The organism is Bradyrhizobium sp. 4, assembly GCF_023100905.1.
In the GTDB taxonomy this organism is placed as follows: Bacteria; Pseudomonadota; Alphaproteobacteria; order Rhizobiales; family Xanthobacteraceae; genus Bradyrhizobium.
Window position 1 is genome coordinate 594,819 of record NZ_CP064686.1, and the last position, 15,093, is coordinate 609,911.

General features: G+C 63.5%; 14 protein-coding genes. 6 read left to right on the forward strand and 8 right to left on the reverse strand.

The window, feature by feature from the left end:
* Position 1: 1 nt before the first annotated feature.
* The 4 genes from IVB45_RS02855 to IVB45_RS02870 form a co-directional block, all read right to left on the reverse strand.
* Positions 2 to 841: an ABC transporter permease gene (locus IVB45_RS02855; protein WP_247283205.1), complete on the reverse strand. Its 840-nt coding sequence runs from the start codon at positions 839 to 841 to the stop codon at positions 2 to 4.
* Positions 838 to 1,809 carry an ABC transporter permease gene (locus IVB45_RS02860; RefSeq protein ID WP_027570062.1) on the reverse strand — a complete coding sequence of 324 codons (972 nt, stop codon included), beginning with the start codon at positions 1,807 to 1,809 and terminating at the stop codon, positions 838 to 840. The genes IVB45_RS02855 and IVB45_RS02860 overlap by 4 nt, the downstream gene beginning before the upstream one ends.
* 91 nt (positions 1,810 to 1,900) lie before the next feature.
* The gene (locus tag IVB45_RS02865) at positions 1,901 to 3,451 is read right to left on the reverse strand and encodes an ABC transporter substrate-binding protein (RefSeq protein ID WP_247362929.1); all 1,551 of its coding nucleotides are present in this window, start codon (positions 3,449 to 3,451) and stop codon (positions 1,901 to 1,903) included.
* A gap of 218 nt (positions 3,452 to 3,669) precedes the next feature.
* Positions 3,670 to 3,981: a hypothetical protein gene (locus IVB45_RS02870; protein WP_247362928.1), complete on the reverse strand. Its 312-nt coding sequence runs from the start codon at positions 3,979 to 3,981 to the stop codon at positions 3,670 to 3,672.
* Positions 3,982 to 4,158: 177 nt separating this feature from the next.
* Here IVB45_RS02870 and irrA point away from each other — a divergent pair, with 177 nt between their 5' ends.
* Positions 4,159 to 4,641 (forward strand): iron response transcriptional regulator IrrA, encoded by a 483-nt coding sequence (irrA, locus tag IVB45_RS02875; RefSeq protein ID WP_247283207.1) that lies wholly within the window; start codon positions 4,159 to 4,161, stop codon positions 4,639 to 4,641.
* A gap of 7 nt (positions 4,642 to 4,648) precedes the next feature.
* Here irrA and IVB45_RS02880 read toward each other — a convergent pair whose 3' ends face one another.
* The gene (locus IVB45_RS02880; protein ID WP_247362927.1) at positions 4,649 to 6,199 is read right to left on the reverse strand and encodes a winged helix-turn-helix domain-containing tetratricopeptide repeat protein; all 1,551 of its coding nucleotides are present in this window, start codon (positions 6,197 to 6,199) and stop codon (positions 4,649 to 4,651) included.
* Positions 6,200 to 6,333: 134 nt separating this feature from the next.
* On the opposite strand from IVB45_RS02880, the gene mddA reads away from it, so the two are divergent.
* Positions 6,334 to 7,119 (forward strand): methanethiol S-methyltransferase, encoded by a 786-nt coding sequence (gene mddA, locus IVB45_RS02885; protein ID WP_027570067.1) that lies wholly within the window; start codon positions 6,334 to 6,336, stop codon positions 7,117 to 7,119.
* A 230-nt stretch (positions 7,120 to 7,349) separates the two neighbouring features.
* On the forward strand, positions 7,350 to 7,772 hold the full coding sequence (locus tag IVB45_RS02890; RefSeq protein WP_027515305.1) for a GFA family protein: 423 nt from the start codon (positions 7,350 to 7,352) through the stop codon (positions 7,770 to 7,772).
* Positions 7,773 to 7,816: 44 nt separating this feature from the next.
* Here the strand turns inward: IVB45_RS02890 and IVB45_RS02895 are convergent, their stop codons facing one another.
* On the reverse strand, positions 7,817 to 9,376 hold the full coding sequence (locus IVB45_RS02895) for a winged helix-turn-helix domain-containing protein (RefSeq protein ID WP_247362926.1): 1,560 nt from the start codon (positions 9,374 to 9,376) through the stop codon (positions 7,817 to 7,819).
* A 420-nt stretch (positions 9,377 to 9,796) separates the two neighbouring features.
* Here IVB45_RS02895 and IVB45_RS02900 point away from each other — a divergent pair, with 420 nt between their 5' ends.
* Both IVB45_RS02900 and IVB45_RS02905 read left to right on the forward strand, forming a co-directional pair.
* Complete coding sequence (locus IVB45_RS02900) at positions 9,797 to 11,158, forward strand: adenylosuccinate lyase family protein (RefSeq protein WP_247362925.1); 1,362 nt, start codon at positions 9,797 to 9,799, stop codon at positions 11,156 to 11,158.
* 113 nt (positions 11,159 to 11,271) lie between these two features.
* A complete protein-coding gene (locus IVB45_RS02905) occupies positions 11,272 to 12,528 on the forward strand; it encodes an aminopeptidase (protein ID WP_027570071.1) in 1,257 nt (418 codons plus the stop codon).
* A gap of 159 nt (positions 12,529 to 12,687) precedes the next feature.
* Here the strand turns inward: IVB45_RS02905 and IVB45_RS02910 are convergent, their stop codons facing one another.
* Positions 12,688 to 13,242, reverse strand: a complete 555-nt coding sequence (locus tag IVB45_RS02910; protein ID WP_247362922.1) for a hypothetical protein — start codon at positions 13,240 to 13,242, stop codon at positions 12,688 to 12,690.
* Between the two features lie 235 nt (positions 13,243 to 13,477).
* On the opposite strand from IVB45_RS02910, the gene IVB45_RS02915 reads away from it, so the two are divergent.
* Positions 13,478 to 13,933, forward strand: a complete 456-nt coding sequence (locus IVB45_RS02915) for a cupin domain-containing protein (protein ID WP_027570072.1) — start codon at positions 13,478 to 13,480, stop codon at positions 13,931 to 13,933.
* Between the two features lie 98 nt (positions 13,934 to 14,031).
* Here the strand turns inward: IVB45_RS02915 and IVB45_RS02920 are convergent, their stop codons facing one another.
* A complete protein-coding gene (locus tag IVB45_RS02920; protein ID WP_247362920.1) occupies positions 14,032 to 15,081 on the reverse strand; it encodes an amidohydrolase family protein in 1,050 nt (349 codons plus the stop codon).
* Between the last annotated feature and the right edge of the window lie 12 nt (positions 15,082 to 15,093).

Consider the following 15,093-nt stretch of genomic DNA (forward strand, 5'->3'; position numbering starts at 1 on the left):
ATCAGCGGCCCTCCCGTGACAGCCGCGGATTGAGCGCGTCGTTGAGGCCTTCGCCGATCAAATTGAGGCCGAGCACCGAGATCAGGATCGCGACGCCGGGAAATACGGTGATCCACCAGGCCTGGCGGATCACGGTACGGCCGGCACCGACCATGTAGCCCCAGGAGATCAGATTGGGATCGCCGAGGCCGAGGAACGCCAGCGAGGATTCCAGCAGGATCGCGGTCGCCACCATCAGCGAGGCCAGCACGATCACCGGCGACAACGTGTTCGGCAGGATTTCGCGCAGGATGATCCAGGTGTTGCTCTGGCCCGTGACCACCGCGGCCTGGACGTACTCCCGCGTGCGCAACGACAGCACCTCGCCGCGGACGAGGCGCGCGACCGGCGGCCAGCTTACCAGCGCGATCGAGGCGACGATCGAATAGATCGAGGGCTGCAGGATCGCGACCAGCACGATCGCGAGCGCAAAGCTCGGAATGGTCTGGAAGAACTCGGTGAAGCGCATCAGGGCGTCGTCGACCCTGCCGCCAAAATAGCCGGCCATGGCGCCGATGGGAACGCCGACGACCAGCGCCACCAAGGTGGAGACCATGCCGACGAGCAGCGAGACGCGTGCGCCAAAGATCATTCCCGCGAACACGTCGCGGCCGAGTGCATCGGTGCCGAGCGGCACGGTCGCGAGCGTGAACGGCGGCAGGAACGGCCGCTGCACCATGCGCCAGGGCGAGTTCGGGAACAGCATCGGACCAAACAACGCGACCGAGATCGCAAGGAGCAGGATGATGAGCCCGATGACGCCGCTCGGGCTCCTCAGCATCGATTTCCAGAACTGGTTCATGTGGTGAATTCGATGCGCGGGTCGACCAGGCGATAAACCAGGTCGGTGATGAGGTTGAAGATCAGGACCATGGCGGAGCAGATCACGAAGACGCCGAGCAGCAGATTGTAGTCGCGCTGGAGCAGGGCGTCGTACATCAGGCGTCCGATGCCGGGCCAGGCGAACACGGTCTCGGTGATGACGGCGCCGCCGATCAGGGTGCCAGAGTGGACGCCGGCGAGCGTCACGACGGGGAGCAGCGCGTTGCGCAGGACGTGGCGACGCTGGATCACGGCATCGGAGAGGCCTTTGGCGCGCGCGGTCTTGACGAAGTCGAGACGCTTCACCTCCAGCATCGAGGCGCGCGTCATGCGGGTGTAGGTCGCCATAAAGAACAGGCCGAGCGTCATCGCCGGCATGATCAGGTGCTTTGCCACATCGACGGCATGAGCGAAGCCGGTGAAGTTGGCGCCGACGGTCTCGTAGCCGAAGCTCGGCAGCCAATCCATGGTGACCGAAAACAGCAGGATGCTCATGAGCGCCACCCAGAAGATCGGCATTGCGTAGAATATCAGGGCAAAGACGGTGATCGCGGTGTCGAGAAAGGTTCCGGCAAAGCGCGCGGCGAAGGTGCCGAAGAGAATGCCGAGTACGAGCGAGATCGCAAACGCCGTCAGCGTCAGCAGCAATGTCGCGGGCAGTCGTTCGCCGATCAGCTTCGCGACCGGTGCCTGCTGGCGGAACGAGAAGCCGAGGTCGAGGGTAGCAATGCCCTTGACGTAGATGAAGAGCTGCTCAGGCAGCGGCTTGTCCAGACCGAACTTCTCCCTGAGCTGCTGGACGAAGATCTGGTCGCTGGCGCCCGCCTCGCCCGCCATCACGACGGCGGGATCGCCGGGCGCGAGCCGGATCAGGAAGAAATTGAGGACGACGATCGCAAGCAGGACGATCACGCCCTTCGCGATACGCTGAGCGACAAAGGAGAGCATCTAGAGGATCATATCGGTGACGTGACCTGGAGCGACAGAGATGGAGCGATCACCTCTCCCCGCGAGCGGGGAGAGGTGACGGAGGCAGCCCTCACTTGTCCAGCCATGCATCCTTGAAGCCGTCATTGACGCCGATGCCGGTCGTGATCAGGTTCTTGACCTTGCAGCGCATGATGGTCGGGAATTGCAGCTCGAGCATCCAGGCCACCGGCACGTCCTCGACCAGGATCTTCTGCGCCTTCTCGTAGATCTCCTTGCGCTTGGAGTCGGGCGTCGCCACCGCGCCGTCGGCGAACAGCTTGTCGATTTCCGGGTTGGAGTAACCCTCGACGTTGTTGAACACCTGGCCCTTGGCGATGGCGCTGGAGACGTAGTTGCGACCGACGCCGAGGGCCGGATCGCCGTACTGGTAGAGATAGGTGAAGGCAATGTCGTAGTCCCAGTCGCCGATCTTCTGGTTGCCGCCGGCGACGTCAGTGGCGATGGTCTCGATGTTCATGCCGACGTCCTGGAGGTTCTGCTTCACGGCTTCACCCCAGCGCTGCCAGGTCTCGCCATAGGCGAGCGGCAGAAGGCGGATCTTCTCGCCCTTGTAGCCGGCTTCCTTCAGCAGCGCCTTGGCCTTGGCGGGATCGTAAGGGTATTTCGGCACGTCGTCGGTGTAGTATTTGATGGTCGAGGCCGACGGGCCGGTTGCGACCTTGCCGAGCCCGTTCCAGATCACGTCCTTGGCGAAGTCGCGGTCGATCGCAAACATGACCGCCTGCCGCACCCGCTTGTCGGCGAGCGGACCCTGGCGATTGTTGAGCCACAGCCAGGCCAGCGGCGAGAAGAACTCCCAGCCGGCGCCGGTGACGCAGGTGTCCTTCAGCTTGGACAGCCGCGGCACGTCGAAATTCTCGACCGAGCCGCCGGGCAGCACGTCGACCTTGCCGGTCTCATACGCCACCGAGCGCGCCGCGGCATCGGGAATGATCTGCCAGTAGATCTCGTCGAGATAGGGCTTGCCCTTCTCGCAATAGTTCGGGTTCTTGACCAGGCGGATGAATGAGCCCTTCTGCCATTCCTTGAACATGAAGGGGCCGGTGCCGACGGGGGCGTTGTTGTAGGGATTGGTCTTCCAGTCGGTGCCTTCATAAAGATGCTTCGGCACCATCGGCATCGAGCCGACCTCGAAGATGCCGAGGAACGGGCCGAACGGCTGCTTCAGAGTGAACACCACCGTGTAGTCGTCGGGAGCCTCGACCTTGTCGACCTGCGCCAGATTGTTGCGGGCGCGCGCGTGGGTCTGTTTCAGCATCTCGAGCGAGAACAGCACGTCGGCGGCGGTGAAGGGCTTGCCGTCATGCCACGTCACGCCCTTCCTGAGCTTGAATGTGTAGGTTTTTGCGTCCTCGCTGACACTCCAGCTCTCGGCGAGCTCCGGCTGCGGTTCGAGCTTGGGGCTGTAGCGAAGCAGGCCTTCGAAAATGTTGCCCGACACCATCTGCACCGGGCCGTTCTGGACCATTGCCAGCATCAGGCCGGGCGGCTCGGGCTGAATCACGGCATTGATCGCTCCACCCGCTTTCGGCTCTTGCGCCAGTGCCGGGGCCGCGAGACCACAAGCCAGGAGGACACCAAGCAACACTCGTTTTGACATGTCGTATCTTTCTCAAGCGAGACCAGCCGCAAACGCTTCGCACGTCATGGCGCGCAAAGCTATGGCCGGCCCATCCCAGTCCCCATCCGGGATCGAGGCTCACACAGTCTCGTTCGGCGCCGCAAGATGAAAGTCTCGACAGTGTTCGCACAAAAAATGTACAGCGCGTCCTGTTATGGCATTTGACGGCCAAGCCGGCGCCGCCGCGCCGCACGGCTTCAGGAGGGCCGCAGCACCCGTTGCAACTCGGCAAGCGCATCCGGGAGTTGCTCCCGGTGCGCGATGTCGTCCTTGGGGATGGCTGCGACACTGCCCGCGAGCTCGCGCAGGATTCCGGCGAGCAGGCCGAAATTGAGGTGCAGGTGCACCGATTTGCGTTCCTCCGCCGTCCCCGGATGCTGCAGCACCAGCGCAACGCCGCTGCCGTCGAGGCGAGCCTCGAACCGCGATGAATGCCCGAAGGTGCCGACATAGAACTTGTCGGGATATTCGAGCGCGATCTCTGCCTTGTCGGGAACCGGCTTGGACATGCGAGCCTCATTGATGTCAGGCTATTCTGGCCGGGAATAAACTCGGCCGCCTTGCGATAGGTCAGAGGCGGGCTCGTTCCGGATTTGATCGGGATCAAAGCCGGGCTGCCGCTTCTGCGATCTGATGGCAGGACGCGTGAAGCCCCGCGTGCCCGGTCAACTGCGAGTGCATCGGCGATGAACGTCCATTCCACCCCACCCGAAGCGGATTCAGACGATATCGCCATCTCCTTCGCGGACGAGGCGTCGGCACGTTGCGCGCAACTGCTCGGCGATGCCGGCCTCAGGCTGACGCGCCACCGTCTGGCGCTTGGTCAAATGCTGTTCCTCTGCCCCCATCGTCATGTGACAGCGGAGGGGCTTTATGAAGAAGCGACGGCCGCCAATCTGCGGCTGTCGCTTGCGACCGTCTACAACACGCTGAACCAGTTCACCGAAGCCGGCCTGTTGCGCCGGATCGCGGCCGACGGCATCAAGTCGTTCTTCGACACCGATACGTCCGTGCATCCGCATTTCTACCTCGAAGGCGAGGATGTGCTGGTCGACGTCACCGACCGCCTGACCTTCACCAGGATACCCGGGGCGCTTCCGGGCCACGAGATCGCGCGGCTCGACGTCGTCGTCCATCTGCGCCGGAAGCGCGACGCAGACCCGGCATGAGGATCGTCTAGCGCAAGCCCGCCCGCCGAAATCCTTCCAGATAGTGCTCGCGGTCGGCCTCGTTGGCCCACGGCAATTGCGTCGCGATCCAGTGCAACGAGATGTTGGGCTGGGTGCGGCGGAGCTCGCCCAGCGCCATCTCCGCAACCATGCCGTCGCCGGTCATACCGGCAGAAACCGCCAGCACGCGGTAGGCGCCGGTGAGGTCGCCGCGGTGGCGGATCGCCTCGCGCGCGAGCGCGATGGCCTCGCCATAGCGCCGCTCGGTGAAGCGGGCATAGCCGGCGATGCCATGATAGATCGCCAGGGATGGATCGCGCGGCGAGAGCCGCATTGCCCTCTGCGCTGCCTCGAATGAATCCTTCGGTCGCCCGGCATAGGACAGCGCCAGTGCGTAATAGCCCTGCGCCAGCGAGAAGTTTGGATTGAGCGCGAGCGCCTGCTCGAACTCGGACAGTGCGTCTGCAAGCCTTCGCGTCGAGAAGTAGACGCTGCCGAGCGCGGCGTGCGCCCAGGCATCCTCGTGGTCGCAGCGCACCGCGGCGAGCGCGGCGACTTCCGCCACCGGCGCCACCAGCGCAAGCTCGGCCCAGCCGAGATGCACGCCGAACATGTGGTTCGCCGCGAGCACCGACAGCGCCTGACCGTAGTTCGGGTCGATCCCGATCGCGCGTTCCAGCAGCACCCGTGCGGTCTCGTGATCCCGCCGCGTCACGCGCCAGTAATGCGATAGCGCCCGCATCAGGAGATCCCAGGCATCCAGGCTCGCGGGGGGCTTGCGATGGGCGCGAAAACTTTCCGCAGCATGAATCTGCGGCTCGATCGCCGCGGCGATCGCGTTGGTGATTTCGTCCTGCACGGCGAACACGTCGACCAGCTCGCGGTCGTAGCGTTCGGCCCAGAGATGGCTGCCGGTCGTGGCGTCGTTGAGCTGAGCGGTGATGCGCACCCGGTTGTCCGACTTGCGCACGCTGCCTTCGACGACGTAGCGGACGCCCAGTTCCTCGGCGATCTGCCGGATGTGGACCGCGCGGCCCTTGTAGGTGAAGGACGAGTTGCGGGCGATCACCATGAACCAGCGCTGCTTCGACAGCGCGGTTAGGATGTCCTCGCTGATGCCGTCGCCGAAATAGTCCTGTGCGGGATCGCCGCTCATGTTCTCGAAAGCGAGCACCGCGACCGCCGGACGGTCCGCCTGGGCGCGCGGCAGAACAGCGACGGGTTGCGCAGGCGCCGTCGCGGCTGCCACTTCTTCCCGGACTTCGCCGACGAAACGAAAGCCCTTGCGCGGAATGGTCTTGATCAGCCGCTGGCTCGCACCGTCGTCGCCGAGCGCCTTGCGCGCGGCGTTGATCCGGCTGTTCAGGGCGGAATCAGAGATGATCCGATCGCTCCAGATCTGGCTGATCAGGTCATCCTTGCTGACCACACGGGTGCGCTGCGCCACCAGATAGAGCAGGAGATCGAACACCTGCGGCTGCAACGGCACGGCGGCGCCGCTGCAGGTGAGTTCCCGCAGGTCGCCGTCGAGCACGTTGTTTTCAAAGCGAAATCGCACGTTTCTGTCGTCTCAAGCAAAAATCAAAGTCGTCTCAGGCGAAAATCAACCGTCCGCGAAAGTCTTGAGACCTCCGGTGCGGCATGGTGCAGCGACCAATGAAGTGTCGGCGTTTTGGCACAACGGAGCTGTTTATGACCCAAATTGATCATCAGGTTCATCCTATCGGCCCGGTTGCGGGCTCACGCATTTTCAAGTTCATCGCATTTCTGTACGGAATTGCGGCGTATCTCGTGTTTTTCGTCACCATTCTGTACGCCATCGGCTTCGTCATGGGGCTGGTGGTGCCGAAGACCATCGACACCGGGACCGACACGCCCGTGGCCGAGGCCGTCATCATCAATCTGCTCCTGATGGCCCTGTTTGCGGTCCAGCATAGCGTGATGGCGCGCCGGCAATTCAAGGCCTGGTGGACGCAGTACGTCCCCAAGCCGGTCGAGCGCAGCACCTATGTGCTGTTTGCGAGCCTGTCATTGCTCCTCCTGTTCTGGCAGTGGCGTCCGCTGCCCACGGTCGTATGGGACGTCGCGAACCCGGATCTTGCTGTGACGATCGTCACGCTGTCGCTGGTGGGCTGGGTCCTGGTATTCACCTCGACCTTCATCATCAATCACTTCGAGTTGTTCGGATTGCATCAGGTGACCAATCATCTCGTCGGCAAGGAGGCGTCGCCGCCGCGCTTCAAGACGCCGTTGCTATACAAGTTCGTCCGTCATCCGATCTATCTCGGCTTCATCATCGCGTTCTGGGCGGCGCCAGTCATGACCGCGGGCCATCTGCTGTTCGCCGCCGTGACCACGCTCTACATCTTCGTCGGCATCGCGCTGGAGGAGCACGACCTCATCGATCTCTTCGGCGACGAGTACCGGCAGTACAAACAACGGGTGTCGATGCTTATTCCCTGGCGCAAGTCGGTATAGCTTCCGCGTCTTCTCGTCGCGTCCCCCGAAAGGAGGACGCGCGGCGGCGCAGAGGCGCGTAACGGATCCTGCCGGACGCAACCTTCAACGTTTCTCGGGGTGAATCCCCCTCATCCCGACGCTATCAGTGCGAGCAAAGCTCGTCGCGACCCCCGCATTCGTTCTCGCCGAGTTATCGGCAAACAGGAGCGGGGAGAGGAATCTGAACAATCATCAACGGAGACGACCTAATGAAACATGTTGGAAACTGCTTCTGTGGCGCAGTCACGATCGAGGTCACGGGCGCGCCGGAGGCGATGGGCTATTGCCATTGCAGCTCGTGCCGCTCGTGGTCGGGCGGTCCGGTGAACGCCTTCAGCCTGTGGAAGCCCGAAGCCGTGCGCATCACCGAAGGTGCTCAGAATGTCGAGACCTTTGCGAAGACGCCGCTCAGCCAGCGCAAATATTGCAAGAAGTGCGGCGGCCATCTCATGACCAACCATCCGCCGCTCGGCCTGGTCGACGTCTTCACCGCCACCATCCCCACCCTCGCCTTCGCGCCCGGCGTCCACGTCAACTACGCCGAGACGGTGCTGCCAATGCGCGACGGCCTGCCCAAGCTCAAGGATTTCCCGGCCGAATTCGGCGGCAGCGGCGAGATGATGCAGGAGTGATGCGCTTTCCTCCTCTCCCCGCAAGCGGGGAGAGGAGAGATTCGCTACCTCATCCCCGCGCGCCGCAATCCCTCGAGATAATGCTCGCGATCCTCGTCCCGCAGCATCGGCAGCTCGCGCGTGATCCAGGCGAGCGAGATGCCGGGTTGGGCGCGGCGCAAGCCTTCCAGGGCGGAAGCCGCGCGCGCGGGATCGCCCGACATTCCGGCGGCGGCCGTCAGCACGCGATGCGCGCCGACGAAATCGGCGCGCTGCCGCATCGACTCGCGCGCCATCTGTGCGGCGCCTTCGTAATCGCGGCCGATGAACCGGGCATAGGCCGCGACGCCGCAATAGATCGCCGCGAGCGGGTCGCGCGGGCTCAGCCGCAGCGCGCGGCGCGCGGCGACATCGCCGTTCTGCCATCGTCCCGCGTAACACAGCGTCACGCCGTAGAAGGCGTGTGCCATCGCAAAATTCGGATTGAGGTTCAGCGCCAGCTCGAACTCCGCCAGCGCGTCATCGAAGCGGCGACGGAATAGATAAGTATAAGCCAGACCATGATGAGCCCAGGCATCCTCGCGATCGGCCTCCACCGCCGCGAGCGCGGCGCGCTCGGCGACCGGCACGGTCGGGGCCATGTCGGACCAGCCCATATGCGCGCCGAAGATGTGGCTGGTCGCGAGCAGGCCGAGTGCCTTGCCATAGGCGGGATCGAGCGCGACGGCCTTTTCGAGCAGTCCCTGCGCGGCGGCATTGTCCTCGCGGGTGATGCGCCAGTAATGCGACAATGCGCGCATCACGAGGTCCCATGCATCCAGGCTTCCCGGCGGCTTCTGCTGGGCGCGAAAACTCTCGGCGGTATAGAGCTGCGGCTCGATCGCGGCGACGATCGCCTCGGTGATCTCGTCCTGCACCGCAAAGATGTCGGCAAGCTCGCGGTCGTAACGTTCGGCCCAGAGATGGCTGCCGGTCGAGACGTCGTTGAGCTGCGCGGAGATACGCACGCGATCGCCGCTCCGCCGCACGCTGCCTTCGAGCACGTAGCGCACGCCGAGCTCGCGCGCGACCTCGTTCATGTGCACCGCGCGGCCTTTGTAGACGAAGGAGGAGTTGCGCGCGATGACGAAGAACCAGCGCAGCTTCGACAGCGCCGTGATGATGTCCTCGCTGATTCCGTCCGAGAAATAATCCTGCTCGCGGTCGCCGCTCATGTTGGTGAAGGGCAGCACCGCGATCGCCGGCCGGTCCGGTAGCGGCAGCGGGGCCCGCAGAAGCTTCGCTCCGAAATCGGATTCCGGCGCGGTTGCCCCACGCTTGGTTTCGACGTCGCCGACGAAACGAAAACCTTTGCGTGAGATGGTGCGGATCAGCGCCTGGCTTGCGCCGCTGTCTCCGACCGCCTTGCGTGCCGCATTGATCCGGCTGGTCAGCGTGGATTCGGAGACGCTGCGCCCGTGCCAGATCTTGTCGATCAGTTCGTCCTTGCTGACCACCCGATCGCGGTTCTCCATGAGGTGGACAACGAGATCGAACACCTGCGGCTCCACGGCAACGGGAACCTGCTCGCGGCTCAGCTCGCGCAAGTCGGTATCGAGCAGGTGATCCCGGAACAGAAACTGCACGTCGAAAACTCAGACCTCAAGGCAACATCGGGCAATGATGAAAGCAAAACGGATTTCGGCTGATGTCTGTGAGTCCGCCAAGGGGCCTGTCCGGTTCACCACGATCGCGTGATGGCAGCCATGCGATTTACGGGGAGGAATGCAACCTGGATTAGAATAAAGCCGTTTCGGCCGGATTGTCGCGATTTCGTCACGGCGTTGCGAGCAATCCATCCTGCCGCCGCGGAGCTAGCGTGGATTGCTTCGTCGCAAGGGCTCCTCGCAATGACGGTGTTCAGGCAATGGTGTGCGGCAGCTTCCCATGTTGTCCTGGCCTTCGCGACAGCATCGAATACCTGACGAATAGTGAATGTCCATTGCCGAACAGTTCCGTGTGCGTAAGCTGCCCTCACACAAAACACCAACCACGAAGAAACGCCCATGCCCGCTTTTCATGCCTCAACCACCGTGCTCGATTCCATGCTGTTCCGCGATGCCTTCGGCACGCCGCAGATGCGGGAGGTGTTTTCCGATATCGCGACGGTCGCGCGCTATGCCGAGGTCGAGGTGGCGCTGGCGAAGGCGGAAGCGAGATGCGGGGTGATTCCGCAGGACGCGGCCGATCAGATCGCGGCGCGGACCGACGTTGCCGCGCTGGATTTCGACCTGTTGCGGCAGGAGACCGATGTCGTCGGCTATCCGATCCTGCCGCTGGTGCATCAGATGGTGAAGCAATGCGGCGATGCCGGCCGCTATGTGCATTGGGGAGCGACCACGCAGGACATCATGGACACCGCCGTGGTGCTGCAACTGCGCGCAGGCCTCGAGATCGTCGAACAGGATATCGCGGGCTTGCGCAAGATCCTCGCCGACCTCTCGAAGCGCTACCGCGACACGCCGATGGCGGGGCGCACCCATCTCCAGCAGGCGCTGCCGGTCACCTTCGGCTACAAGACCGCGATCTGGCTCGCGATGTTCGATCGCCACGCCGAGCGTATCAGTGAATTGAAGCCGCGCGTTCTGGTCGGCCAGTTCGCCGGTGCCGCCGGCACGCTGGCCTCGCTCGGCGACAAGGGGTTCGAGGTGCAGGAGGCGCTCTGCGCCGAACTGAGGCTCGGCGTTCCCGCCTCGACCTGGCACGTCGCACGCGACGGTTTTGCCGAGGCTGTGAATTTCCTGGCGCTCGTCACCGGCTCGCTCGGCAAGATCGCGCTCGACATCATGATCATGGCCTCGACCGAATTCGCCGAGGTCTACGAGCCCTTCGTCAAGGGACGCGGCGCGTCCTCGACCATGCCTCAGAAGCGCAACCCGATCTCCTCGGAACTGATGCTTGCGGCGTCCAAGGCGGTGCGCCAGCACGCCGGCCTCATGCTGGATGCCATGGTGCAGGATTTCGAGCGCGCCACCGGGCCCTGGCACGCCGAATGGATGGCGATCCCCGAGAGCTTCGTGCTGACCGCTGGCGCGTTGCACCAGGCGAAGTTCGCGCTCGCCGGCCTCATCGTGGACGAAAGCAAGATGAACGAGAATCTCGCCGTCAGCCGCGGTCTGATCGTGGCCGAAGCCGTCATGATGGGGCTCGCGCCGCAGATCGGGCGGCAGGAGGCCCATGACGTGGTCTATGACGCCTGCCGGCTCGCCAATGAGAAAGGTCTGACATTGGCGGACGCACTGTCGTCCGATTCCCGCGTCTCCGTCAGAATCGATCGTGCCACGATCGAGGCGCTGACATCACCGAAAAATTACCTCGGCCTTGCTCCCGCCATGGTCGACCGGGTGCTGAAATCGGCAACGCGTTGAAAACCAAAATGCGCGAAACTGCGTATCTTTGGGGTGTCGCAAGGCACTCGCGCACTTGTGTCTCGCGATGCTAGACTTAGATTGAGCGAGAGACGTTCGGCAGAGGATTCGGCATGACTGATCAACGCATCACCTCCACTCCCATCGATCCCGTGAAGCTCGACCGGCTGGCCGAGGTTGCGGTGAAGGTGGGCCTGGGCTTGCGGCCCGGCCAGGATCTGCTCTTGACGGCGCCTGCGATCGCGTTGCCGCTGGTGCGGCGGATCGCCGTGCATGCCTACAAGGCCGGCGCCGGCATCGTGACGCCCATTCTCTCCGACGAAGAGATGACGCTGGCGCGCTACCGCCACGGCCACGACGACAGCTTCGATCGCGCCGCCAACTGGCTCTACGAGGGCATGGCCAAGGCGTTCTCGAACAACACCGCGCGTCTCGCCATCGTCGGCGACAATCCGATGCTGCTGTCGGGCGAAGATGCATCCAAGGTCGCGCGCGCCAGCAAGGCCAATTCCATGGCCTATCAGCCCGCACTGGAAAAGATCGTCAATTTCGACACCAATTGGAACATCATCGCCTATCCGAGCCCGTCCTGGGCGAAGCAGGTCTTTCCGAACGATCCTGAAGAGGTCGCGATCGGCAAGCTCGCGGACGCGATCTTCGCGGCGTCCCGCGTCGATCGCGAGGACGCGCCGGCCAATTGGGCGAGCCACAACGCGGTGCTGCGGGAGCGCACCAACTGGCTCAACGGCCAGCGTTTCCGCGCGCTCCAGTATTCAGGACCGGGCACCGACCTCACGATCGGCCTCGCCGACGGCCATGAATGGGAGGGCGGTGCTTCGCTCTCCAAGAACGGCATCAGCTGCAACGCCAATATCCCGACCGAAGAGGTCTTCACCACGCCGCATTGCCGGCGCGTCTACGGCCATGTTGTGAGCTCGAAGCCGCTGTCCTACCAGGGCACGCTGATCGACAACATCGCGGTGCGCTTCGAGGACGGCAGGATCGTCGACGCCAAGGCTTCGCGCGGCGAGGAGGTACTGAACAAGGTGCTCGACACCGACGAGGGCGCGCGCCGTCTCGGCGAGGTGGCCCTGGTGCCGCATTCCTCGCCGATCTCGCAGAGTGGGCTGTTGTTCTACAACACGCTGTTCGACGAGAACGCGGCCTCGCACATCGCGCTCGGCCAGTGCTATTCGAAGTGCTTCGTCAACGGCGCCCAGCTCACGCCGCAGCAGATCGCGGCGCAAGGCGGCAACCAGAGCCTGATCCATATCGACTGGATGATCGGCTCGGCCGAGACCGACATCGACGGCATTCTGGCCGACGGCAGCAAAGTGCCGGTGTTTCGCAAGGGCGAATGGGCGAAGTAACGCGTCTTGCAGTCCATCCTTCTAGACGCCCGCTTCGCGGGCTCCTCAGGATGAGGTTTCTTCTTGCGGTGAGATATTAGACCCTCCTGGTGAGGAGCGCCGTTCACGGCGCGTCTCGAACCATGAAGGCCGAGCACGTTCCTATTCTCAAAGCCCGCCTTACGCCGCCGCGTTGCGCAGCATCGGGCTGTTGTCGATGCTGAAGCGGTTGAACAGCGTCGTGAACGGGCTGCCGTCGGTGGCCCGCACGACGGCGTCGGAGGCCGCCACCGCGTCGTAGAGCGCACCGACCGGATCATTCGCCTCGGGCAAGTCGAGGCCGTTGCGGATTTGCTCGCGGGCCTCGTTGACGTCGTCCTCGTCGTCGAGTGTGGCCTCCAGCGCGTCGGCCGCCCGCCGCATTTCATGGAGGTCACCGCCGGCGGAAAATTTGAGGATGTCGAGCCAATAGGGGCGCGCCACGACGAGCTGGACGAAAGCCTCGAAACTTTCCGCGATGATTCCCGCGCGGCCTTCCGATGAGACATAGAGCACGTTCTGAGACGGCAGCAGCACGAACGCGCCACCGGAGCCGTCACTGCCGATCTGCCGGGGGCTGTCGATTCCGTCGACCGTGAACCAGGGCTCCTCTTCGGTTGCGAAGGAGACATCAAGGCTGCCGAGCCAAGCGACGACCTCGCCTTGAGTTGCGAGAACCTCCGGGGTGAGGGGCATCGGCATGGCTCCTTTCAGATAGCTTCGCGCACTTTGTCGCACCCCGGAAAAGAAGGGTTCATGTGCGCGAAATTGCAGGGAAATTGCGACGTTAACCGTTTCGCGTCTGCAACTTGCGGCTGATTGTCGGCCCCTGCGTAAGAAAGAATTAAAAACCGGCTACTAGCGTTCCCGCCATCTTTGAACAATCCGGGCCGAGACCCGGCGGATCATATTTTATCCCTTGGGGAAACAGATGTCGCGTACATTGATTGAAATCAGCAGTTGCAATGTAGACCTCGAGCTGCGGCCGATCGAACCGTCCTGGATCATCGAAGGCAATCCGGTGTCGCGCTCGCACATCCTGTCCACCAGCGCTGACGGCACCGCTTCGACCATCATCTGGGCCTGCACCGAAGGGCGCTTCAACTGGTACTACGATATCGACGAAACGATCATGATCATGGAAGGGTCGATCGTGCTCGAAAGCGACGGCATGCCGCCGAAGCGCTACGGCCCGGGCGACGTCATCTTCTTCCGCAACGGCGCGCATGCCAAATGGCATGTCGAAGGCCACGTCAAGAAGATCGCGTTCTGCCGCAAGACCAATCCCGTGATGATCGGCTTCCTGATCCGCGTCGTCAACAAGCTCAAGAAGATCTTCGTCTCCACCGGCGAGCGCCGTCCGGCCTCGCTGATGGGCGCCGGCTAGAGTTCAATCAGTTTCAAGGACGCTTCCCAGCGGTCACGACGGAACGGGGGCCGGGATCAAGATCCCGGCCCCTGTTCTCGTCATGACGGCAATCCTTTTTAAGGCAAATCGAGCCGGTAGAAGTTGCTCGCGGTCTGCGAGAACAACGCCGTCTTCTCGGTCTCGCTCAGGGGCGCCGCGATACGCTTGAAGGCGTTGAAGATCACCTGGTAGCTGCACTGGCCCTTGTCCGGCGGGAAGTTGCTCTCGAACATCGCGCGCTTGGGTCCAAACGCCTCGATGCAGGTCTCGACGTAAGGCCGCCACGCGGCGGCAAGCTCCTCGGATGACGGCGGCCTCTCGCGCAAATGGAAGTCGTAGCCGAGCAGGCACATCGCGAGCCCGCCGAGCTTCACCACCACGTTCTCGCATTTGGCGATCTCCTGGATCGACGCCCGCCATTGCGGAAACACCTCCTCGCGTCGCCCGGCAAACCGGCCGATTCCGGCCGGGCCGCCGCAATGGTCGAGCACGATCCTGGTGTCGGGAAATGCGCGGGCGAGCTCGGTCAGCTCGCCGATCTGCGGATGGAACAGCCAGGCATCGAAGCTCAGATTCAGCGGCGCGAGACAGGCGAAGCCCCTGCGGAAGGTCGGGTCCTGCAGCAATCCCTGCGGCCGGTTCGCATACATGCCGGCGACAGCAGGATCCGGGTCCCAGGCCGAGGAATGCCGGATGCCGCGGAAGCGACCGTTGCCTGCCGCGATCTCGGCCTCCAGCACCGGCTTTGCGGCATCGCCGAGCAGCAGATTGACGTGGCTGACGATGCCGGCGCAAATCGCGGCCTTGCCGTAACCGCCGCTGGCGCTCATCGCGGCGACGCCATTGGCGAACTCGACCTCGCCCACCGGCCGGAATGCTTCTGGCCCGTGCGCACGATACATCGAGCGGCAATCGACATAGACGGTGGCGATGACGTTGTGGCCGGAGGCGATATCGGCCGCCATCTCCTCGATCAGATAGCGGTGCCCGCGATTCCAGAGATGGTGATGGGGATCGACGATCGGCCGTAAGGGATCGATGATCTCCTCCTGATGCAGCGCGAGCCAGTCCTCGCGCGGCTCGACGAATAACCCGCTCGTGTTGGCGGGCAGACCGCTTGCGGCCATCGGTGTTCGCTC